This is a genomic window from Vibrio sp. V30_P3S12P165 (genome assembly GCF_009904905.1).
Classification (GTDB): Bacteria; Pseudomonadota; Gammaproteobacteria; order Enterobacterales; family Vibrionaceae; genus Vibrio; species Vibrio fujianensis.
Genome location: NZ_WXWH01000015.1, coordinates 28,832 through 52,232 on the forward strand (window position 1 = coordinate 28,832; position 23,401 = coordinate 52,232).

Consider the following 23,401-nt stretch of genomic DNA (forward strand, 5'->3'; position numbering starts at 1 on the left):
AAACCTATTGTTCTCAATTATATGGGTGTAAAACTGGCGGATTATACCTTAACTATCCCTCTTCTGTCGCTGCTTTTAGGTCTTTTAATCGAGTGCCAAACACGAGAGCACTAAGAAGATATGCTAATGCACCAAAGACAATTAGCCCCGTTAAAGTGAGTATTCGTTGTGGAAGTCCCCACGTTAACCAAACTGACATCGTATCCAACTGCCAATAGATGGCAGTCACCATCACTACGCCAGCAAAAAGCAGACGAATGACAAATAACACCGTTTGACGACTCACTCGATACACACCTTGGCGATGCAAGCCTCGATATAAAAGAGCCATATTAATAAAGGCAGAAAGTGCTGTAGCTGCTGCGAGTCCGACATACCCATAAAACCAAGCAAAAATCGCATTAAAAACAATATTACTTAACATCGCGATAATGCCATAACGGACCGGTGTTTTGGTATCTTGCCGAGAGTAATAGCCAGGAGCTAACACCTTAATCAGCATAAAATTTAGTAAACCTGCAGAATAAGCCAATAAAGATAACGAAGCTTGCTGTACATCACTCGCGGTGAATTCGCCACGCATGAAGAGCACCATCAGCATCGGCTTAGCTAACACCATTAAACCAAGCATCGCGGGAATTCCGAGCAAAATCACCATGCGAACCCCCCAATCCATGGTTTTCGCAAACCCAGCTTGCTCGGCATCAACATGGTTACGAGACAACGCGGGTAAAATAACCGTTGCGATAGCAATGCCAAACAAGCCTAGCGGAAATTCTAATAAACGATCAGAGTAATAGAGCCAACTGATCGAGCCCGTTTGCAAAAAACTGGCAACAAAAGAGTCAAATAACAGGTTAATCTGACTGACAGAAACACCAAACAAAGCGGGGATCATCAAGGTGCGAATTTTCACTACGCCAGGATCTCGCCAGCCCCATTGGGGCTTAACCAGCATGCCAGCTTTAATTAAAAAAGGCAGTTGAAATAAAAATTGCACCAAACCGCCTAAAAAGACTCCGATGGCTAACCCGACTTCAGGTTTGGCTAAATTGGGCGAAATATACCACGCTGATAAAATCATCATCACGTTAAGAAAAACCGGCGTAAAGGAAGAAACCGCAAATTTGCCTAACGTATTGAGAATCGCCCCAGATAAAGCCACAAAAGTGATAAACCACAAGTAAGGGAAAGTCATTTTCAGCAATAAACTGGCTAACTCAAATTTTTCCGCGGCAGGCCCACCATGTAGCCAATCCAAAAACCAACCTGCACCAAATAGTGCTGTTACGACACCAGAAAAAACAATACCAAGCAGCGTCACCACCGTAACTAAAACACCTAAGGTTCCTGATACTTTAGCAATCAATGCTCGGGTTTTTTCTTTGTCCCCAGAAGCGTGATATTCCGTTAATACGGGAACAAAAGCCTGAGAAAACGCGCCCTCAGCAAATAAACGGCGTAAAAAATTAGGAATTCGGTTAGCGAAAAAAAACACATCCGCGCTAGCTCCGGCTCCCATTAGGTTTGCCACCACCACATCACGAACTAATCCCAAAACCCGGGAAATAAATGTCATAGCACTCACAATAATGCCTGACTTGAGTAAGCGTTTACTCACAGTAACCTCGAAAAATAAGCGAAAATACTCGACCAATGACTGACAATACTGAAACAGAAAACCTCATAATCAAAGTTTCATCCTCGATAAACCTCAGTCACTTTATTAACTTAGTGATTATCTCCTGATATGAAGTCGCAGAATGTCAGCGTAAGATCCGGATAAGTATTAGCATTGGTAAAAAAATACTGTTAGAATCCACGCCATCTTAACCGTGAAGACCTTGTGATACCAAACTTGTTTGGTTTAGACGGGTTTTTGCACAAATCATTTGACATTTAAGTGCAAATAAGGGATATTTCCGGCCCTTAAATTGTCACCGAACTAAAGTTTTTGGGAGTTAGACCCTTGGCAAATAACAAATCTGCTAAGAAGCGCGCTATCCAATCTGAAAAACGTCGTCAGCACAATGCTAGCCGTCGTTCAATGATGCGCACTTATATGAAAAAAACTGTTGCTGCAATTGCTGCTGGCGACAAAGAAGCTGCAACAGCTGCACTAGCAGTCGTTACACCTATCCTTGACCGTATGGCAACTAAAGGCCTTATTCATAAGAATAAAGCAGCTCGCCACAAGTCTCGTTTCTCTGCAGCAATCAAAGCTCTATAATTGAGTGAGATTTCTCAGTGATAAAAAAACCGGCTAAAGCCGGTTTTTTATTTATCTATTTTTTATACTTTTCAGCTAAACAAACTGCCACATATCTTAATTAGTGAGCACAATACAAACGATGCAACAGCTCAATCATCGCTTTTACTTCATAACTGCTTAACGTATAAAACACGGTTTGCGCTTCTTTGCGCGTTTCAACTAAGCCATCCCTTCTTAGCCAAGCCAAGTGCTGTGACAATGCCGACTGGCTCAACTCTAACTTTCCACACAACTCGCCAACAGAAAGTTCCTGATTGTGTAATAAGCAAAGAATTTGCAGCCGCCTCTCATTTGCCATGGCTTTTAATAACGCCACTGCTTGTGTGGAGTTCTGTTCCATTTGTTCTAGGTTCATGAGCAAGCCTCTTTTCGATCACCACTTAAGCTACCCCATACCCACATACTGTTTGACCGACTCAAACACAAGGCGAGTTAATCACACCTTACTGCTCTAACTTTTTCGTCACAGGCAATACACTTAGAGGAGTAAGTGAACAGCTACAGAGGGACACTTAAATTTATCGGGCAGTTAGTATAGCGACAAACACCACCTTATCCAGCCGCCCGAGCTGGCAGATAGTAATCTATTTGTTAACAATAATATATACCAAATTTGCAGCAAGGTTTTGAATCTACGGTGCTCAAAACCATTTCTTTTTATTCAAAGAAATGGTGAAAATCTGCATCACATACACTTTTTACGGCCGGATGTTGAATCATCCGTTCAGCAAAAATCACGTAGTACTCTTCTTTTATTTCCTCAATTTGACTAATTAAATGCAACGTTCCTTCTTGTTCCATTTCTGATCGCAAAAGTAAAGGAGCCATAAAAATCACATCAGGATGGTACAAGGCAAACGCTTTCATCAATGCGGCATCATCAAACTCACCCAACACATTCGGCTGTAATCCTTGCCGTTCAAACCATTGATGAACTTTACGTCCCATGGCTGTCCGGCTGCCCGGTATCAATAATTTTCGATGAGCTAGAATCGCGGCATAATCTTTTTTATCGACTTTGCTGCTGGCGAATAACCCCATATGACTTTCACCTAGCTTTTTACTAAACAAACCGGGGCTTTGACTTGAATCGACAGGACAATCAGAAAGAATCATATCTAATTTATGCTGTGAGAGCTGTTCAAGGAGTAATTCATGGGTCGACTCAAAGCAACGTAAGTGAATTCGGTTGTCTTCTGGCACAGTCGTCATCAATATCTTACTCACTAAGCGCTTAGAAAGTGCATCAGCGACTCCCACATCAAATAGGACATTAGAACGTTGGCTGTAGTTAACGATATCCAGCATTTCATAACTCAGGCCAAACATGCGATCGGCATATTTAAAGACTAACTGGCCTAATTCGGTCGGCTCGATACTACGACCATTCCGTTTTGTCAATTTACCGGCTAGCCTATCTTCCAATGCTTTGATTTGTCCTGTCACCGTTTGCGGCGTTAGAAATAAAGCTTCAGCAGCTTTTGTGACTGAACCTTGTTTACACACCATCCAGAAATAATAAAGGTGATTATAGTTGAGATGCGACATAGGATAAGCTTCAGCATAAAAATGAGGTTTTAGTTATAACAAACCTCACGACAGACCACAAACCCTTCGTTAAAACCGATAAATAAAACCAAAAATAATGATTAAAACGAAAAAGAACCCCCCAATTGTCATATAGCTGAAATTTGCTAGCCAAAGAGTTGAGAGAAAAACACGCTTGCTTATCTCAAAAAAAACCATGAAATTCAAAAAGATAAAATAAAAATAAAAATAAACCGGGTGAGATAACAAAATCACCACTGAATCATGTCGCTGTCATATTAATGCAATATTCCCACTCTACTATCACGCACAGATTCAACAACAGACCTGTGATTGTCATTCGGTCAATGGAGAAGCCCATGTTAAACCAAGCGATATCAACAAGGTATTCAAGCGAAGCAACTGCTCGCTGGCTACGTTGGATAAACTTGGCCTTTATGTTGTACTTACTATTACTCGCCGTTGCGATGGTCGGGAGTGGATTTAAATGGTCCGTTGGAGAGCAAGCAAAAGCTCTTTTTGCATTTGCTTCACACCCTGTCGCCGGATTAATGATAGGGCTAGTTGCTACCGCTCTGATTCAATCATCGAGTACGGTGACTTCCATTATCGTAGGATTAGTGGCTGGTGGTTTACCTGTAGAAATCGCCATCCCCATGGTGATGGGGGCGAATATTGGAACAACGGTGACCAATACGCTGGTCAGTTTAGGACATGCCCATTGCAAGGATGAATTTAAACGCGCTTTCGCCAGTGCAACCATTCATGATTTTTTCAACTTACTCGCCGTACTGATTTTCCTGCCATTGGAAATGATGTTCGGAATATTAGAAAAGATCGCCTACTGGTTAGTCTCCCCTCTGATGTCAACAGGCAATATGAGCATCAAGGGGCTAGATTTTATTGGCCCTGTTACTAAGCCCATTATTAGTGCTCTGCAGTCCCAGTTAACTTCATTGGGTAACATTTGGGGTGGAGTCAGCATGATAGGGATCGGGATTCTAATTATTTTCTTTGCCATCTTAGCGATGGGAAAACTCATGAAAAAACTCATGGTTGGTCCAGCGAAAGATATTTTGCAAAAAGCTATTGGCCGAGGCCCATTGCATGGCATCGCCTCTGGAAGTATTGTCACAGTACTCGTTCAATCGTCTACCACAACCACTACCCTAATCGTTCCTTTAGTCGGCTCAGGCGTACTCAAAGTCCGCGATATTTACCCTTTTACTCTGGGGGCAAATATCGGTACTTGTGTCACAGCCTTACTCGCCGCTACCGCCGTATCAGGAGAATTTGCTGTTTTTGCTCTGCAAATTGCGCTCGTGCATTTAGTCTTTAACTTAATGGCAACGCTACTGATTTTTGGCATTCCATTCTTGCGAGAACTTCCTCTCAAAGGAGCGGATTGGATTTCTGATTGTGCGATTAAAAATAAAGCCTCGGTAGCGGCCTATTTACTGGCTGTCTTCGTTGTGTTACCTGGCTCAATACTTAGTTTAACCACCTAATATAAGAATGAGGTTAATAAAAAGCCGCCGTATCATAGCAACGGCGGCTTTTTCGTCTTCACCCATCAAAAAATTATCTAACCTATTTGATCGGTAAAAAGAAAATGAGTAACAAGCATGCAATCACACCACTGCAACGTCGAGTAGAACCCGACCATTATACTGAAAAGGGATATTGAATGGCATCGTGATGCTGATAACCCGTGACTTCAAAGTCATCTAATGTCACCCAAGTTTCTAAATCTTCCAGTGAACGAATTTCAGGATTAATGTTAAAACGAGCAGCGCCAAAGGGTTCGCGCTTTAGTTGTACATCACGCATGAGGGCCAATTGGTCTTCATAGATATGCGCATTGACAATTTTATGATACGCCTGACCGGGTTTTTTACCGGTTATCTGTGCCATTAAAGCAAGAAACACATAGACTTGAACCATATTAAAGTTCAAACCTAGCGGTACGTCACAGGAGCGTTGAGTGCTATTTAAGTACAAGGTGTCGCCCAGCAAAGAAAAATGATGGCTGTACATACAAGGCCGCAAACAGCCCATATCAAATTCACCGGGATTATAAAAATTGAGTATTTCTCCGCGGTCATCAACACCATGGGTCAAATCATCAACAATCTTCCTCAGTTGGTCGACCTGTCCACCATTAGGCTTCGCCCAAGCGCGACCTTGGACGCCATAAACTCGCCCCATATCATCCTCACCTTTTCGATAAGGATTATTCAACCAGTCATGGTTTAAGTTGGCATTCGCATCCCACGTTTTGGTTCCTAAACGACGGAAATCAGCAGCATTATCGTAACCCCGAATATATCCAAGTAATTCTGCCACCGCGGCTTTCCAAAAACTTTTACGTGTCGTGACTAATGGAAACTGATTATTGGCCACATCATAAGTTAAATCCGCATTAATGACGGTTAGACAGCGCTTACCGGTACGTTCATTTTCAACCCAAGCGCCTTGTTCCACAATTCGCTGGCAAAGGTCTAAATACTGCTTCACTTCAAGCCCTTATTTCTTTTGAGGTGTATCTTGATAGACTTGGCGTTGATACGCCCAAAACATGAGTAGTCCACCGATAATAATCATTGGTGTGGAAAGAATTTGCCCCATGGAGATGATGTCACCAAACAAGCCAAGTTGTACATCCGGCTCACGAACAAATTCAACCAAGAAACGAAATGTACCATATCCGATCAAAAATAACCCAGAAACTGAGCCTAGAGGGCGTGGTTTTTTGATAAACCAATTTAGAATAAAAAATAGGATAACCCCTTCTAATGCTAGCTCATACAATTGGGAAGGATGACGAGGCAGTGGCCCGCCATTCGGGAACACAAATGCCCACGGCACGTCGGTCACTCGGCCCCAAAGCTCGGAATTCATAAAATTACCTAACCGCCCCATACCCAATCCGAACGGAACTAAGGGAGCAACAAAATCCGCCACCCCAAAAAAAGTACGCTGATGTTTTCGCCCATACCAGAACATCGCCGAAATGACCCCCAATAAGCCACCATGAAACGACATTCCTCCGGTCCAAACTTTAAAGAGATATAGTGGATCAGCTAAAAATAGATCAAGGTTATAAAACAGCACATATCCAATTCGCCCACCAATTACCACACCCAAAAAACCGGCAAACAGCAGATCGGAAACCTGCTCTCGTGTCCAACCACTGCCCGGTTGATCAGCACGGCGATTGGCCAGCCACATGGCAAATAGAAAGCCAAATAAATACATCATTCCATACCAACGTACAGAAAGTGGGCCAATGGAAAACAACACCGGATCGATGTTCGGAAAAGTTAAATATCCCTGAGACATAAATGACGTTCTCTTATTTTTAAGAATAAAAACATTATTGCAGCAACATGGTTAGCGCAACAAACATGAGGAAAATAGCAAAAAAACGCTTCAACGTCGCCGTTGGCAGCCGAGTGGCTAATTTCGCACCGACACGAGTAGTTAACATCGAAGTAGAAGCAATCGCTAATAAGGCGGGAAGGTAAACATAACCAATACTGTAATCGGGTAAATTTTCTAGATGATAGCCGTGCAAAATAAAACCCAGCATCCCTGACATCGCAATCATTAAGCCACAAACCGCAGACGAGCCCACCGCCTTTCTCATTTCAATGCCATGACGATTTAAAAAGGGCACAGTAAGAGAACCACCGCCGATGCCTGCTAACGTAGAGATAATACCAATAACGGTACCAGACAAGGTGGTCACCCAAGCTTTCGGCATCGGATGATTTGAGCGCGCTTGGATAGAAATCACCATTTGTATGGCAAGCAGTAAGACAATCACACCAAATACTTTGGGTAGATAATGGCTAGGGATCCACTCTGCCACGCCAGAACCTAAAAACCCACCAAGCAAAACTCCGGGTAACAAACATTTAACAACGAACAGATCAACATTACCTAACTTAAGATGATTAAATGCTGAAGAGGCTGATGTAGCAATAATGCTGGCTAAAGACGTCGCGAGCGCCAAATGCATAACAATATCCGTTGCAATCCCAGCCTTAGGTAACAACCACAATAAAGCTGGCACCACGAGTAATCCCCCGCCGATGCCTAGCAAGCCAGCCAATAAACCCACAATAACGCCGAGTATGACCAGTAGAGCAATTAATTCGATTCCCACATTATATTCCTATTTCTTTCCCGCACGAATAAAGCCGGCAAAACCCAAACTTTCAAAATGAACCTGCATCATATTGTAAATGTCATGCCCATAGGATTGCATTAAGGCTTTCTGGGCTAATAACTGCAAGTCGCTACGCGCTGAGTGGCGAACTAAATACTTCACCTTAGCAACATTAGAAGCATTCATGCTTAACGTTGTGTAACCAAGACCGATCAATAACAACGCACCGATAGGGTCGCCCGCTAACTCACCACATACACAAACCGGAATCGAATATTGCAGACAAGTCTGTTGGATCTGTTTTAAAGCCATGATCACGGCTGGATGCATCGAGTCATAGACATCAGCAACGTGAGCATTGTTCCGATCAACGGCTAATAAATATTGCGTTAAGTCATTGGTACCAACAGATACAAAATCAATTTTATTGGCTATCATCGGTAGCAAGTAGAGCATTGATGGAACTTCGAGCATTATTCCTATTTTAGGCATCACAATACTGGCATCCAACTTGACCGCTTCTTGGTAAGCTTGCTGGATTAACGCATGAGTATCATCAAGTTCTTTTGCGCCAGAAACCATAGGCAATAAGATCCTAAGATTATGATGCTCACTATTCGCCCGCATCATCGCACGCAGTTGAATAAGAAAAATATCAGGATGATCAAGAGTAAAACGAATACCTCGCCAACCAAGAAACGGATTGTCTTCTTCGATTGGTAAATAAGGCAGAGGTTTATCACCTCCAACGTCTAAAGTTCTCATCACCACAGGGCGATCAGGATAAGCATCCAGTACTGCTCGATATTGTAAAATCTGTTCTTCTTCAGATGGAAAGCGATGCTGCAGTAAAAATGAGATTTCGGTCCGATATAGCCCAATGCCATCAATGCCTTGATTAATAGCAATGTTAGTATCGGCACTTAACCCTGCATTCAATAACAGCTCAATACGTGTTCCATCTTGGGTAAAGGCTGGTTCAAAAATCGCCTCATTGACCATTTTTGATAGTTGCAGTTCTTCATATGCTAACGCCCGATACTCGGCTACAATCTGCTTTCCTGGTGAAATAAACAGTTTACCGCTGTACCCATCAACAATACCTCTTTTACCATTGATCTGCTTTAGGTTTAGCGAAACCCCCATAATGGCAGGTATACCAAGTGCACGGGATAAAATCGCAGCGTGTGAATTGGCCGCTCCCTCCAACGAGACAACCGCTAATAATTTATCTTTTGGTAATGTGGCCAAAATAGAAGCGGTAAGCTCACGAACAACCAAAATAATCGGTTTCTCGAGCTGCTGCTGCTCATGCTCAGTATTATAGAGAAAATAGAGTAGACGCTGGCCAAGCTCTCGAATATCTTGTGCTCGCTCACGCAAATACGCATCCGACATACGAGCAAACCGATTAGAGTAACTTTCAACGACCTGACGTAGAGCCCAATCTGCTCGGTCTCCTTTTTGGATCTGTGCTTTTAAATCATTGCCCAGCATGGGATCATTGAGTAAATGAGTAAAGAGATCAAAGATGGCTAATGCTTCTTTATTGATATCGTTATCAAGTTTTTTTCTTAATTTACGAAAATCACTCAGTGCACTTTCCATCGCTCGAGTAAGCCAAGCTTGTTCTTTTTCTACATCAAGTGTTGATGCAGGGCAAACATCCACTAACTGTGGTTGAGAATCATCCCACCATAACTCGCCAATCGCCACTCCTGTTGACGCAGGAATACCGCTGATGGCCTGCTGCTTCTTAGCCAGTCGCCAATGCCCTTGTGTTTGAGCATAAGCAACAATTACCGCTAACTGAGCTGCTAACGTGACTAAAAAAGAGACTTCCATCTCACTAAATAAACGGGGAGATTTTTGCTGAACCACCAGCACCCCGAGCACTTGCTTACGATAGATAATCGGAGTGCCAAGGAAGGAATGGTAAACCTCTTCTCCTAATTGCTCAAAATATTTGAAGTTGGGATGCTGAGAAGCTTTGGCAAGGTTAATCGGCTCAGCTGTTCGCTTCACTAATCCCACCAATCCTTCGTCAAAACCGATATGAATTTTATCGCCTTTAAACTTCAAGCCTTGGGTCGCCATCAGCTCTAGGCGTCCCATTTCTTCATTAACTAAGTAGACGGTACAACATTCAGTCGCCATGGCACTGCATGTTTGTTTGACAAAAATATCCAACGCTTGATAAACGTCTTCAACTTTTGACACTTGTTCAACTATGTCCCTTAGCTGAGAAAGCATACTTATCCTCTTCGGTTTTTGCGCCTGCCTTTTATTTTCCGCTCTTTAAAAGGCATCGCTAAGGAGGCAAACTCTTTCATCGCGCGTCGATAAACATCACGCTTAAAAGACACGACTTGCCGAACTGGGTACCAATAACTAACCCAGCGCCAACCATCAAATTCAGGGGTACTTCCACGTTGCATGTTAATTTTTGACTCATCACATTCAATACGCAGTAAGAACCATTTCTGTTTTTGTCCAATACAGACAGGTTGAGAGTCCCATCGTACCAAGCGTTTTGGTAGTTTATATCTTAACCAATGACGGCTGGTCGCAATGATTTTGACATCTTTTTTGGTTAACCCAACCTCTTCGTAAAGCTCCCGAAACATCGCTTGTTCGGGAGACTCACCCTCATCAATGCCTCCCTGTGGGAATTGCCATGAGTGCTGTCCATATCGTTTCGCCCAGAATACCTGACCATGGTTGTTACATATCACAATACCTACATTGAGCCGGTAACCATCGCCATCTATCACTGGCAAACCTCTAGTAAAATCTTAATGATGCTGATTTTTCCACATATCCCCAACAGGAGCAAACGAACTCGTGTGATTCATGCGATATTTATGACTAAGGAAGACTAAAGGGTACTCTTTTTATCCTTCCAAATAGTTATCAACAAAAGAATGAGACTTTGAGCACATTTATTCACGTTTTCTGTGAATAACCATGTGCAGAAATAAGTGAACAAAATAAAATCGCTTTTTTTTCCATTTTTACATCCATAAAAAGTTGAGAAAATAAAAAACTAATTAATTTAATATCAAACAGTTAAATTAAACCACCCACGATACACACGTTAATGATTTGCCAAGATCATAAAAAAAACACAAATGTTCAAAGATCAACCAACCCTACGGTTATCCACACAGACACGCTGTAACAACGCATAAAATGGAAAAGATTATTGAAAAGAGGCCTTCTAAAGCCCTGTATATCTATCCACACTAGTCCAATCATTTATTCCCTTGATTATCCTGTGGATAACCCAAGCACAACGCTTTTCTTTGCTTTGAATAAATCATCAATACGATCCTTTTTAGGATCGTTTTTGTTATAATCGATATTTTTAGTTGTCAAGAATCCCATGAAACCTGAACCTAAGAGTGAACAAGAACTACTCGATAGAGCGCAACACATCGCGGGGCTGACATTTGCTGAATTAGCTCAACAAGCAATGATGGAAGTTCCACTTGATCTTAAAAAAGATAAGGGTTGGGTCGGTCAGTTATTAGAATGGCATTTAGGGGCAAGCGCGGGCAGTAAGCCTCAACAAGACTTTGCTAAATTAGGTATTGAGCTAAAAAGTATTCCGATTAGTTATACAGGAAAGCCCTTAGAAACCACGTTTGTCTGCGTTGCACCACTAACAGGTATCCAAGGATTAACGTGGGAAAATAGCCATGTGCGACATAAATTATCACGCGTTTTATGGATGCCGGTACAAGGAGAACGAGAAATTCCTTTGCCTGAACGACGTGTTGGATCGCCCTTAATCTGGAGCCCTTCGGCAGAGGAAGAAGCGCTGTTAAAAGCAGATTGGGAAGAATTAATGGAATTGATCGTGCTTGGGCAAATATCACAAATTACAGCCAAGCATGGACAAGTCTTACAGCTGCGTCCGAAAGCCGCTCACGGGCGTGTCAAAACAGAAGCTTATGGTGTCAATGGCCGTCCCATTCGAACCCTACCACGAGGGTTTTATTTACGAACTCAGTTCACAGCGAAATTACTAGCGCATTATTATGCTCTCCCCTGTTAGCCTTTATCTGGTTAATTCAAGTTTTTTCAGCTCTTGCATCAGGTGACCAACCACAAGATCTCGCTAAAATTTATTTTCACTAGAAGTGAGGTTCGCTTATAGTAACATTCTTGTAGCAAATCACTGACGTTGTACGAAAGCGATAGGCTTTTTCATCGCAACAAGGAAGTACTATGCAATATACCAAACTGCCACATTCCACCTTAGAAATCAGTAAAATTGGCTTAGGTACCATGACATTCGGTGAACAAAACAGTCAAGCCGATGCTTTTCAACAGCTTGATTACGCACTGGAACGTGGAGTCAACTTTATTGATACCGCTGAAATGTATCCAGTACCACCCAATGCTAAAACCCAGGGTAAAACTGAGCAATATATTGGTAACTGGATAGAAAAATCGGGTAAACGAGAAAAAATCGTCCTCGCGACCAAAATTGCTGGCCCTCGTAATGTTGACTACATCCGCGATAAAATGGCTCTCGATCACCGAAATATTCATCAAGCCATTGATGAGAGTTTACGGCGTCTAAAAACCGATTATATCGATCTTTATCAATTACACTGGCCACAACGGCAAACAAATAATTTTGGTCAACTGAACTACTCATACCCAGATACACAAGAAGAAGTTACGTTACTTGAGACATTAGAAGCGCTAAATCATCTCATTCGTCTGGGAAAAGTTCGTTATATTGGCGTTTCAAATGAAACGCCTTGGGGGTTAATGACTTATCTGCGTTTAGCTGAAAAACATGAACTCCCTAGAATGGTTTCGATTCAAAACCCCTATAACCTACTTAATCGTAGCTTTGAAATTGGTCTTTCCGAAATTAGTCATTTTGAAGGTGTTAAGTTGCTTGCTTATTCCCCTATGGCATTTGGCGTGTTAAGCGGTAAATATTTGCATAATGCTCGCCCACGCGGGGCGCGATGTACTTTATTTGAACGTTTTCAGCGTTACTTCACTCCACAAGGTATCGAAGCGACTCAAGCTTATGTCAATCTCGCTCAGGAATTTGGCTTAAATCCCGCACAAATGGCACTAGCTTTCGTCAACCAACAGCCGTTCGTCGCGAGTAATATTATTGGAGCCACTCAGTTATCTCAGCTAGAAAGTAATATTGATAGCGTAGAGATCACATTGGGTGATGAATTACTCTCCGAAATAACTAAAATCGCGACACTGTATTCAAACCCTTGCCCATAACAATATCCCGCAGAGTGAATTTAGCGATTCGCTCTGCTGATCTGCGGTTAGAACCTCTGTTGACCGGCGGTTAGAACATCGTCTCATGTTACAATCGTCTCATGTTACAATCGTCTCAGGTTATAATCGTCTCTGGCAATAAATGGTGCTTGTTAAGTAAACGGTACATTGTTGCTCGCGATATCCCCAATTCTTTTGCTGCATTGGATACTTGCCCAGCATGCGACTCTAATACTTGCAGTAACGCCTCGCGCTCCGAACGTTCTCGGATACTTTTCAACGTGCGTTTACTTTCAATACGTTTGGGTAGATCCAAGTGACATTGATCGAGCATGACCGTATCAGACATCAATACCACTCGTTTAATTTGATTCATTAGCTCTCGGACATTTCCCGGCCAGTGATAACGAGCCAGCAGATGTAAAGCATCCTCAGAAAAACTACGGGCTTGTGCGTTATATTCTTTGGCATACTCTTTTAAGAAATGGTTCGCCAATAATTCAACATCTCCGGCTCTATCTTTTAGGCTAGGCACCTGAATTCTCAGCACATTAATATAATGGTACAGCTCTTCATTAAAATCACCATCAATTAACGCCTTTTCAATATCCATAGAATGTGCAGCTAATATCCGTACATCGACTTGTTGAAAGCCTTGCGGTGTACTGACTTTTCCTTCTTGTAAAAAACGCAGCAAGTTCCATTGTTGATTCTTTGGCAGAGCAAGAATGTCATTAAGCAATAAAGTGCCGCCATGCGCTTGTAGCAGTAAAGCCGGAGTGGTTGCTGAGCGAGCGCTCCCAAACAGCTCCTGTTCAAATCTTTGTTCGGCCATCGCGCGACAATTGATGGTAATAAATGGCTTTTGTGAGCGAGCGGAGGTTTTGTGAATCGCTTTAGCTACGCTCTCTTTTCCTGTTCCGCTTTCTCCTGAGATCAAAATGCTGACATCAGTTGGTGCAATCCGTTTAATTTGATCGCGTAAGCGCTTCATTGCCACCGATTCGCCTACTAACCCCATGTCGGTATGTGCGCCATAATCTGGCCACACTTTTTTTTCTAGTTGGAGCATCCCTAACTGGTGACCAATGGTACTGAGCAACTGAGTGTCTGGAATTGGAGCGGTAAAAAAATCGATGCAGAAGTTGACGATAAATTGGCAAATCGTATCTGAACGAAGTTGAGATTCACGGATAAAAGCCAGCCAGCGAACCTGTTTATGACTACTGACTAAATTTGCCACGCCATTCAAGCTAAACTCATCGTGGCTCAGGTCAACAATACCAATACATGGCCCCACCTCGGAAAATATTTGATCGGCTTTGCGCAGATCAGCACATTGTTTACATTTCCAGCCTGCTTGCTCTAGCACTGATAACCACGGCTCATAAGTGCCTCCTACGACAATTAGCGAACCGGGAACACAACCCATGCGAAATTGAGTACCCATCAACTGGTTTCCTTATTCGTTTTTTATTTTTTATATTGCGCTACATTGGCGCGGAATTTATCGTCGTTACCTTAGTGGTACTCTAAAATAGAATCTGTATCACTATTAAGATTACACGATAAATCTCTCTGAATTGGATCAGTAAATTGCAGAAGTTTGATCTCAAAGGGAACTCTTTTCTTAGAAGAGCAAAATAAATAGAACGTTATACTTTTTCTGGTGGGGCATTCGCAGAGATAAAAAACATAAAAACCGCCTTTTGGCGGTTTTTATGTTGCTAAAACAATTACTGCTGAGGACGCATGGCTGGGAACAAGATAACATCACGAATAGTATGTGTATTGGTCAGTAGCATCACTAAACGGTCAATGCCGATACCTTGGCCTGCTGTTGGTGGTAAACCGTGCTCTAGTGCGGTAATGTAGTCCGCATCATAGAACATCGCTTCATCATCCCCCGATTCTTTCGCTTCAACTTGCGCTTTAAAGCGAGCATCTTGATCTTCTGCATCATTGAGCTCAGAGAAACCATTGGCAACTTCACGCCCACCAATGAAAAATTCAAAGCGATCAGTAAAGAATGGATTATCATCACTACGTCGAGCTAACGGTGAAATATCCGCAGGATAACCCGTAATAAAGGTTGGCTGCATTAATTTAGGCTCGGCCGTTTCACCAAAGATCTCTTCAAGAAGTTGACCACAAGTCCAGAACTCTTCCACTTCAACGTGAACCGATTTGGCAATCGACACCATAAGTTCACGATTTTGTATATCATCTTCTGTGAGCGCTTGGATTTGTGCATGATCTGGATTGTAGTGTTTAATCGCTTCAAACATGCTCATTCGCGCATATTCACCGCCAAACTCTACGGTTTCATCGCCATAAGGCATGGATGTTGAACCTAACACTTCCAAAGCAATAGTACGCAATAATTCTTCGGTGAAATCCATCAAGTCTTTGTAATCGGCGTACGCCATATAGAATTCCATCATAGTGAATTCTGGGTTATGACGAGGCGACAACCCTTCGTTACGGAAGTTTCGGTTAATTTCAAATACACGATCAAATCCGCCCACTACGAGACGTTTGAGATAAAGCTCCGGAGCGATGCGTAAGTACATAGGCATATCAAGTGCATTATGATGGGTGATGAATGGACGCGCACTCGCCCCCCCCGGAATCACATGCATCATTGGTGTTTCAACTTCCATAAACTGTTTAGAGATCATGAAATTGCGAATAGCGGACATCACTTTCGAACGGATCACAAACGCATGACGTGACTCTTCATTTACAATCAAATCAACATAACGTTGACGATAGCGCATCTCTTGGTCGGTCAGGCCGTGGAACTTCTCAGGTAACGGACGTAGTGCTTTAGTCAGTAATTCATACTCTTCCATATTCACATAAAGGTCACCTTTACCTGATTTATGTAAAGCACCTTTCACACCAATAATATCGCCAATATCTAATCCTTGATATTTTTCTTTCAGCGCTTTTTGAACTTCTTTCGAAGCATACGCTTGAATACGGCCAGACGTTTCTTGAATAACCAAGAATGGCCCACGCTTGGCCATGATACGGCCAGCAATCGCCACAACATGATTAAGGGCTTCTAACTCTTCTTTGCTCTTTTCACCGAACTTCTCTTGCAGATCACCCGCCAAGCTGTCACGGCGGAAGTCATTGGGGTGACCATTCGCCTTACAGCTCTTACGGATATGCTCTAACTTACTACGACGCTCTGCAATCAGTTTGTTTTCTTCTTGCGCAATTTGTGGTTGATTCGCTTCGTTTTGAACAGCATCAGTCATTTTGCATGTACCCTGTTTTATCGGTAAAAAGCTTATAGGCCTGATTTAAGGCTAGCTTCAATAAATTTATCTAGATCACCATCTAGAACCGCTTGCGTATTGCGATTTTCAACGCCAGTACGTAAATCTTTGATTCGAGAATCATCTAATACATAAGAACGAATTTGGCTTCCCCAGCCGATATCTGATTTGGCATCTTCATTCGCTTGTTTTTCAGCATTTTGCTTTTGTAACTCAAGTTCAAATAACTTGGCTCGTAGCTGTTTCATTGCCTGATCTTTGTTCTTATGTTGAGAACGATCATTTTGACATTGCACCACCGTATTGGTTGGAATATGAGTAATACGAACCGCAGACTCTGTGGTGTTAACGTGCTGCCCTCCCGCACCTGACGCACGATAAACATCAATACGTAGATCCGAAGGATTAATATCAACCGCAATGTTTTCATCAATTTCTGGATAGACAAAGGCAGAAGCAAATGAAGTATGACGACGACCACCTGAATCAAAAGGGGATTTTCGTACTAAACGGTGAACACCAGTTTCTGTACGTAACCAGCCATACGCATAATCACCGATAATACGCACAGTCGCCGATTTAAGTCCAGCAACATCGCCTTCAGAAACCTCAATGACTTCGGTTTTAAACCCTTTATCATCCGCCCAACGCAAATACATACGCAGTAGCATTGAGGTCCAATCCTGAGCTTCTGTACCACCCGAACCGGCTTGTAAGTCAATATAGCAATCTGAGGCGTCGTGATCGCCTGAAAACATACGACGAAACTCTAACTGTTCCAGTTTACTTTCAAGTTCACGTAATTCAGGTTCGATTTCATCAAAGGTTTCTTGATCATCAGCTTCAATCGCTAACTCAAGCAACCCTTCGACATCATCGACTCCTTGTTCTAATTGATCGATGGTTTCTACAACCGCTTGTAGTGAGGAACGTTCTTTGCCCAAAGCTTGCGCCCGCTCAGGTTCATTCCAAACATCCGGTTGCTCTAATTCTGCATTAACTTCTTCTAAACGCTCTTTCTTTGCATCGTAGTCAAAGATACCCCCTCAGGATTGTTGTGCGTTGCAACACATCCTGAATACGGTTTTTTATAGGATTGATTTCAAACATGTTGATTTTTGGCTTTATGAATAGAATTTAACCAAAGAATTCTACTGAAAAATGTGACGAAGATACAGGAAAAAATCCAGTCACGTTATCTCTTCTCTCGCTTCATTAAACTAGCAATATCTAATCCAAACCGCATGCGTCACCCAATAAAAAAGCGGATGAAAACCATCATCCGCCACTAATTTTGGTTAACCCTAGGGTCAACAGCCCTTAGATTATGCAGTGCTTTGATTAGAAGGCACTCGACAGACTTTACCCGCGACAAAAAACATACAGATTAAAGCGGTAAAGGAAGGCAGTACCCAGCCCATCCCAACATCAAATAAAGGCAACGCATCAAACATGGACACATCCAAACCGCAGACTTTAGCCGCATCGATCAAGGCAAATAAGAAAGCGACCAATGTCACCACACGAAAAGCCACTTGAGGATTGGGCATTTTATGACGCACAAAAGCCAGTACCACTAAAGCAATCGCCACCGGATACAAGGCCACCAAAACAGGAATAGAGAGTGCAATCAGTTGAGATAAGCCAACATTCGCAACCGTCGCACATGCGACACCATTAATGATTACCCAAGCACGATATGGAATTGGTGTTAAAGAACAGAAGTAGTCAGAACACGCAGAGATCAAGCCAATCGCTGTAGTTAAACAAGCCAACAGCACAATGGTCGATAAAACGATTTGTCCATAAGGGCCAAATAATGCTTGAACATATTGACTTAAAATAAAGCCACCATTATCTGCCCCTCCAGCAATAGCAGAGCTGGTCGCGCCAAGGTAAAACAAAGAAATATAGACTGAGGCTAAACCAAAAGCAGCAATAAATGCCGAGCTAATCAGATATTTCGTCGTCGCTTTCTGCTCGGTAATTCCTTTGCTACGCAATGCATCAACGATCAGCATACCAAACATCAGCGCTGCCAAGGTATCCATCGTGTTATATCCTTCCAAAAACCCTTTGGTAAATGGCTGGTTTATATATGGGCCACTGGCCGCCATCCATTCCCCTTGCGGATCAAGAAAAACACCGATAGCTAATACAATAAGGCCAACAAAAAGAGCCGGTGTTAACAATTTACCAATCAGATCAATCAAACGGCCTTGTGACCAAGAGAAAAACATCGCCACAGCAAAGAAGAGGATAGAAAAAATCGTGAGATGAAGTTGAGATGTCTCGGCAAACAAGGGACTAACGGCCATTTCATAAGCCACAAGCCCTGTCCGTGGCGTCGCAAAAGCAGGCCCGATGATAATAAAAATAAGCACAGCGACTAATGTGGCAATCTTAGCCGGTAGATCTTTGGTAAGATGATTCCAAGTTCCGCCAGCAATCGCTACAGCAATAATAGAGACAAGCGGTAAGCCAACGGCAGTGAGAAGAAAGCCGGTCATCGCTGAAAGTAAATTTTCTCCAGCTAATTGGCCGGCCAATGGCGGAAAGATAATATTTCCAGCGCCGAGAAAGAACGCAAAAAGCATAAAGCCTAACGCGGCAATATCTGTTAATTTTAACGTCTGTTTCACAGATAACCCTTAAATAAATATGTAATAGATGTTGTGTGTGCATTGAAAGGGAAGTCGAGCTTCCTCTAACTAATAAGACTGGAATAATGACGAACCTATCGACTTTTCGCAATAGCTAAGCAAAAAACACCATATTAATTTATCAATGGAGCCCAAAAGCAGTGTATTACACTATTTGTTAAAAATAATACAGAATCATATTTCAATTAAACTCCACTACAAATGGTCAACATATAGCATAAAACACCAAACAAATTCACAACATCAGAGAAAATCCTCTCATAATTCATATAACACCCGATGTTTATAAAAAAGCAGCGCAATGAAAAGTAACCCTTTTAAATTTAAACAGTTTTCGATTACTCAACAGCAATGTGGCATGCCAGTCAGTACTGATGGCGTGATGCTTGGAGCTTGGGCATTTACTCACTCTCCGAAACGGATTCTTGATATAGGTAGTGGCACAGGCTTACTTTCCCTTATGTGCGCGCAGCGCTTTGCTCAAGTATCTATCTGTGCTATCGATATTGATCCATTGGCATTCAACTCAACCACTCATAATGTGGCTCTTTCGCCTTGGCAAGAACGCATTGAGGTATGCCAACAAGACATACTGACCACTCTCTTTAGTACTCATTTTGACGGGGTCATCTGTAATCCGCCTTACTTCACTAGTGGAGAGATGGCGCACTCTTATTCACGAGCGCTCGCTAGACATACTCAGAACTTAACTCATTCAAGCTTAATTGATCGTTTAGCCGATCTATTAACTGAAGATGGTCGAGCTTGTTTTATCTTGCCAATTAAAGAAGGAAAATCATTTATTCAATTAGCCCAACAACAAGGTTGGTACCTAACACGATTATGTGAAGTCAGCCCGACGCCTTCAAAAGCAGTACATCGGTTACTATTTGAACTCAGTAAAAAAATGAGTCAAGTTGAACGCAGTAAACTGACGATCCATACTAAAAATGGGTATAGTGATGACTTTATAGCCCTGACTCGGGATTTTTATCTTAAGATGAAGTAATTAAAGATGTGATCTGACTAAAGATCCAACTATAATGTGCGCCCTTTATTTTAGACTATTCAGCCCCAGCCTTGCGGAGTACCCCAACTGTGACTAAAACCTTTGCTGACCTAGAACTGGATGCCAATCTTCTTGAAGCAATTGAAGAAATGGGCTTTCAACGCCCCACTCAAGTTCAAGAGGAAGCGATTCCCCATGCCCTGGACGGTAGAGATATTCTTGCCTCTGCACCAACAGGTACGGGTAAAACGGCGGCATTTGTCATCCCTGCACTGCAATATTTACAAGATTTCCCGCGCAAAAAAGGAGGCCCAGCGAGGATCTTAATCCTCACGCCTACTCGTGAACTTGCCATGCAGATCACCGAACAAGCTCGTGAATTGGCTAAATATACCCATCTTAATATTTTTACCATCACTGGGGGGGTTCAATATCAAGAGCATGCTGAGATTCTCGCCACGACCCAAGATATTGTCGTGGCAACCCCTGGCCGTTTGCTGGAATATATAGAAGCGGAACGGTTCGATTGCCGTGCCATTGAATGGCTAATACTTGATGAAGCTGATCGCATGCTAGATATGGGCTTTGGCCCTGTGGTTGATCGCCTTGCTTCTGAATGTCGCTGGCGTAAGCAAACCTTACTTTTCTCTGCCACATTAGAGGGGCGAGGAGTAGAAGGGTTTACTGCTGATCTACTCACTAACCCAGCAGAAGTTAACGCAGAACCACCGCGCCGTGAGCGGAAAAAAATTGCGCAATGGTATCACCGCGCAGACAATATGGAACATAAGCTTGAACTACTCAAAACCATTCTTACCCAACAGTCTGAACGGGCAATTGTTTTCTTAAAAACCCGTGAACGATTAGCTGAACTGCGTGCAGAACTCGAAAGAGCACAAATTGCTTGCGCTTGGATCCAAGGTGAAATGCCACAAGATCGCCGTAATAACGCCATCACTCGCTTTCGTGAGGGTGAGGTTAATGTCCTACTGGCTACTGATGTTGCCGCCAGAGGCATTGATGTGCCTGACATTAGCCATGTAATAAACTTTGACATGCCCCGTAGTGCTGATGTCTATTTACACCGCATCGGTCGAACGGCTCGCGCCGGTAAGAAAGGCAATGCTATTTCTTTGGTCGAAGCACACGATCAGCCGATGATGGATCGGGTCGCCCGTTATGTAAAAGAAGAGATTAAAGAACGATTTATAGAAGGTTTACGCCCTAAACATAAAAAGCCGACCTTCAAGAAAAAGAAAAAAGATGAAAAAAAGAAAACCGTTGTGAAAAAGAAAGCGACAAAGAAAAAAAAGTAACCCGCTCCTCTCAATAGCAAAAAGCCGATGCATCGTTCATCGGCTTTTTGCTTGTTTTTCTTGCTTAGCGCAATGCGTTTGACTCAAAGTGTAGTGCTGGAGCTCGCTTAAGCGGTCTCATTGCCAGTACTAACCATTATGCATCAAATAGGACAAGTAAAGATTAATGCTCACGCGTCGCTCGGAACAAAATCTCAGGTGCTCGTTCTTGCGCTAAATTCAGATTAACCATGGTTGGAGCGATATACGCTAAGTTATCCCCGCCATCCAACGCTAAATTACTTTGGTTTTTACGCTTAAACTCTTCCAGTGTCTTCGCATCGTCACACTCAACCCAACGCGCTGTCGCAACATTAACCCCTTCATAAATGGCTTCCACGTTATATTCCGATTTAAGACGAGCGACCACCACATCAAACTGCAATACCCCGACCGCACCAACGATTAAATCGTTATTTTGTAGAGGACGAAAAACCTGTACCGCCCCTTCTTCAGAAAGTTGCACTAGCCCTTTGAGCAGTTGTTTTTGTTTAAGTGGATCTTTTAAACGAATACGACGGAATAACTCAGGAGCAAAATTAGGAATTCCTGAGAATTTCAACGTTTCCCCTTGAGTAAAAGTGTCACCAATTTGGATGGTTCCGTGGTTATGTAGGCCAATGATATCACCGGCAAACGCTTCTTCGGCACGTGAACGATCCCCTGCCATAAAGGTCACCGCATCAGAAATGCTAACCTGTTTGCCCAAGCGAACGTGGTTCATCTTCATGCCTTGCTTATAAGTCCCAGACACGATGCGCATGAAAGCAATACGGTCACGGTGTTTCGGATCCATATTGGCCTGAATTTTAAACACAAAGCCGGAGAACTTATCTTCTGTCGCTTGCACCACTCGCTCATTGGCTTGGCGAGGTAAAGGAGAAGGTGCCCACTCGGTTAAACCATCCAGCATATGATCGACGCCAAAGTTACCTAATGCTGTACCAAAGAAAACCGGAGTTAAATCGCCGCTTAAAAATAGTTCTCGATCAAACTCATTTGATGCACCAAGCACCAATTCTAATTCATCCCGCAATTGCTGGGCCAGCTCACTACCGACTTGATTATCTAACTCAGGGTTATTCAAGCCAGCAATCACACGCACCTCTTGAATGGTATGCCCTTGCCCTGTGGCATAAAGAATGGTTTCATCCCGATGAATGTGGTACACCCCTTTAAACTCTTTGCCGCAGCCTATCGGCCAAGTCACAGGGGCACAGGCGATATTTAGCTCGTTCTCAACTTCATCCAACAGCTCCATTGGATCTCGAATATCACGGTCAAGTTTGTTCATAAAAGTGATGATCGGCGTATCGCGTAAACGAGTCACTTCCATTAATTTACGAGTGCGATCTTCAACCCCTTTTGCCGCGTCAATGACCATTAAGCATGAGTCGACCGCGGTTAATGTACGATAGGTATCTTCCGAGAAATCTTCGTGTCCGGGAGTATCAAGCAAATTGACCAAAGCATCACGATACGGGAACTGCATTACCGAGGTGGTAACCGAAATTCCCCGTTCTTTTTCCATCTCCATCCAGTCTGATTTGGCATGCTGGGCCGAACCTCGGCCTTTCACCGTTCCAGCTTTTTGAATCGCATTTCCAAACAGTAATACTTTTTCAGTAATGGTTGTTTTACCCGCATCAGGGTGAGAGATAATGGCGAAAGTTCGACGCTTAGCGACTTCGCCAATAAAAGGAGTATTAGACATGCAAGAAATCTTCTTTTTAAGGTCACTTCCGCCGAATGGCAGAAGTTGCCCTTTGAGTTCAAATTACCGAATATTCTCGCTGATCTTCACGATCGGAGCAACTAAACG

The 23,401-nt window shown here is 42.9% G+C and carries 19 protein-coding genes; 6 read left to right on the forward strand and 13 right to left on the reverse strand.

The features are described 5' to 3' along the window. Positions 1–52: 52 nt before the first annotated feature. On the reverse strand, positions 53–1,621 hold the full coding sequence (gene murJ / locus CAG57_RS03215) for a murein biosynthesis integral membrane protein MurJ (RefSeq protein WP_099610689.1): 1,569 nt from the start codon (positions 1,619–1,621) through the stop codon (positions 53–55). A 348-nt stretch (positions 1,622–1,969) separates the two neighbouring features. On the opposite strand from murJ, the gene rpsT reads away from it, so the two are divergent. Next, entirely contained in the window at positions 1,970–2,230 is a 261-nt protein-coding gene (rpsT, locus tag CAG57_RS03220; RefSeq protein WP_099610660.1) for a 30S ribosomal protein S20, read from the forward strand. A 100-nt stretch (positions 2,231–2,330) separates the two neighbouring features. Here rpsT and CAG57_RS03225 read toward each other — a convergent pair whose 3' ends face one another. Together CAG57_RS03225 and nhaR are read right to left on the reverse strand one after the other, a co-directional pair. After that, positions 2,331–2,627: an ArsR/SmtB family transcription factor gene (locus tag CAG57_RS03225; RefSeq protein WP_099610659.1), complete on the reverse strand. Its 297-nt coding sequence runs from the start codon at positions 2,625–2,627 to the stop codon at positions 2,331–2,333. A gap of 302 nt (positions 2,628–2,929) precedes the next feature. Next, on the reverse strand, positions 2,930–3,820 hold the full coding sequence (gene nhaR / locus CAG57_RS03230) for a transcriptional activator NhaR (RefSeq protein WP_099610658.1): 891 nt from the start codon (positions 3,818–3,820) through the stop codon (positions 2,930–2,932). A gap of 359 nt (positions 3,821–4,179) precedes the next feature. Here nhaR and CAG57_RS03235 point away from each other — a divergent pair, with 359 nt between their 5' ends. Further along, the gene (locus CAG57_RS03235) at positions 4,180–5,328 is read left to right on the forward strand and encodes a Na/Pi symporter (protein WP_161428502.1); all 1,149 of its coding nucleotides are present in this window, start codon (positions 4,180–4,182) and stop codon (positions 5,326–5,328) included. Positions 5,329–5,485: 157 nt separating this feature from the next. Here CAG57_RS03235 and CAG57_RS03240 read toward each other — a convergent pair whose 3' ends face one another. From CAG57_RS03240 to rppH, 5 genes are read right to left on the reverse strand one after another with little or no spacing between them, the layout of a single operon-like run. Continuing rightward, the gene (locus CAG57_RS03240; RefSeq protein ID WP_099610656.1) at positions 5,486–6,337 is read right to left on the reverse strand and encodes a thymidylate synthase; all 852 of its coding nucleotides are present in this window, start codon (positions 6,335–6,337) and stop codon (positions 5,486–5,488) included. A 9-nt stretch (positions 6,338–6,346) separates the two neighbouring features. Then, complete coding sequence (gene lgt, locus CAG57_RS03245; protein ID WP_099610655.1) at positions 6,347–7,162, reverse strand: prolipoprotein diacylglyceryl transferase; 816 nt, start codon at positions 7,160–7,162, stop codon at positions 6,347–6,349. Between the two features lie 34 nt (positions 7,163–7,196). Continuing rightward, a complete protein-coding gene (locus CAG57_RS03250; protein WP_161428501.1) occupies positions 7,197–7,991 on the reverse strand; it encodes a TSUP family transporter in 795 nt (264 codons plus the stop codon). Positions 7,992–8,000: 9 nt separating this feature from the next. Further along, positions 8,001–10,247 carry a phosphoenolpyruvate--protein phosphotransferase gene (ptsP, locus tag CAG57_RS03255; protein WP_161428500.1) on the reverse strand — a complete coding sequence of 749 codons (2,247 nt, stop codon included), beginning with the start codon at positions 10,245–10,247 and terminating at the stop codon, positions 8,001–8,003. 2 nt (positions 10,248–10,249) lie between these two features. Next, the gene (gene rppH / locus CAG57_RS03260; RefSeq protein ID WP_161428499.1) at positions 10,250–10,768 is read right to left on the reverse strand and encodes an RNA pyrophosphohydrolase; all 519 of its coding nucleotides are present in this window, start codon (positions 10,766–10,768) and stop codon (positions 10,250–10,252) included. Between the two features lie 611 nt (positions 10,769–11,379). On the opposite strand from rppH, the gene mutH reads away from it, so the two are divergent. Further along, positions 11,380–12,054, forward strand: a complete 675-nt coding sequence (mutH, locus tag CAG57_RS03265; RefSeq protein WP_161428498.1) for a DNA mismatch repair endonuclease MutH — start codon at positions 11,380–11,382, stop codon at positions 12,052–12,054. A 173-nt stretch (positions 12,055–12,227) separates the two neighbouring features. Continuing rightward, positions 12,228–13,262 (forward strand): NADP(H)-dependent aldo-keto reductase, encoded by a 1,035-nt coding sequence (locus CAG57_RS03270; protein WP_161428497.1) that lies wholly within the window; start codon positions 12,228–12,230, stop codon positions 13,260–13,262. A 115-nt stretch (positions 13,263–13,377) separates the two neighbouring features. Here the strand turns inward: CAG57_RS03270 and vpsR are convergent, their stop codons facing one another. From vpsR to brnQ, 4 genes are all read right to left on the reverse strand, one after another. Next, complete coding sequence (vpsR, locus tag CAG57_RS03275) at positions 13,378–14,712, reverse strand: cyclic-di-GMP-binding transcriptional regulator VpsR (protein WP_161428496.1); 1,335 nt, start codon at positions 14,710–14,712, stop codon at positions 13,378–13,380. A 286-nt stretch (positions 14,713–14,998) separates the two neighbouring features. Further along, positions 14,999–16,531 (reverse strand): lysine--tRNA ligase, encoded by a 1,533-nt coding sequence (gene lysS / locus CAG57_RS03280; RefSeq protein WP_099610650.1) that lies wholly within the window; start codon positions 16,529–16,531, stop codon positions 14,999–15,001. A gap of 32 nt (positions 16,532–16,563) precedes the next feature. Next, a protein-coding gene (gene prfB / locus CAG57_RS03285) for a peptide chain release factor 2 (RefSeq protein ID WP_099610649.1) occupies positions 16,564–17,662 on the reverse strand; the annotation gives its coding sequence in 2 pieces (ribosomal slippage) (positions 16,564–17,586 and positions 17,588–17,662; 1,098 coding nt in all). A gap of 215 nt (positions 17,663–17,877) precedes the next feature. Then, the gene (gene brnQ, locus CAG57_RS03290; RefSeq protein WP_099610648.1) at positions 17,878–19,194 is read right to left on the reverse strand and encodes a branched-chain amino acid transport system II carrier protein; all 1,317 of its coding nucleotides are present in this window, start codon (positions 19,192–19,194) and stop codon (positions 17,878–17,880) included. A 322-nt stretch (positions 19,195–19,516) separates the two neighbouring features. Here brnQ and CAG57_RS03295 point away from each other — a divergent pair, with 322 nt between their 5' ends. Together CAG57_RS03295 and srmB are read left to right on the forward strand one after the other, a co-directional pair. Further along, entirely contained in the window at positions 19,517–20,224 is a 708-nt protein-coding gene (locus CAG57_RS03295) for a tRNA1(Val) (adenine(37)-N6)-methyltransferase (protein ID WP_161427985.1), read from the forward strand. Between the two features lie 89 nt (positions 20,225–20,313). Then, positions 20,314–21,540: an ATP-dependent RNA helicase SrmB gene (gene srmB, locus CAG57_RS03300; RefSeq protein ID WP_099610647.1), complete on the forward strand. Its 1,227-nt coding sequence runs from the start codon at positions 20,314–20,316 to the stop codon at positions 21,538–21,540. Positions 21,541–21,703: 163 nt separating this feature from the next. Here srmB and prfC read toward each other — a convergent pair whose 3' ends face one another. Next, positions 21,704–23,293, reverse strand: coding sequence for a peptide chain release factor 3 (gene prfC / locus CAG57_RS03305; RefSeq protein WP_099610646.1), 1,590 nt, complete (start codon positions 23,291–23,293; stop codon positions 21,704–21,706). Positions 23,294–23,401 lie beyond the last annotated feature (108 nt).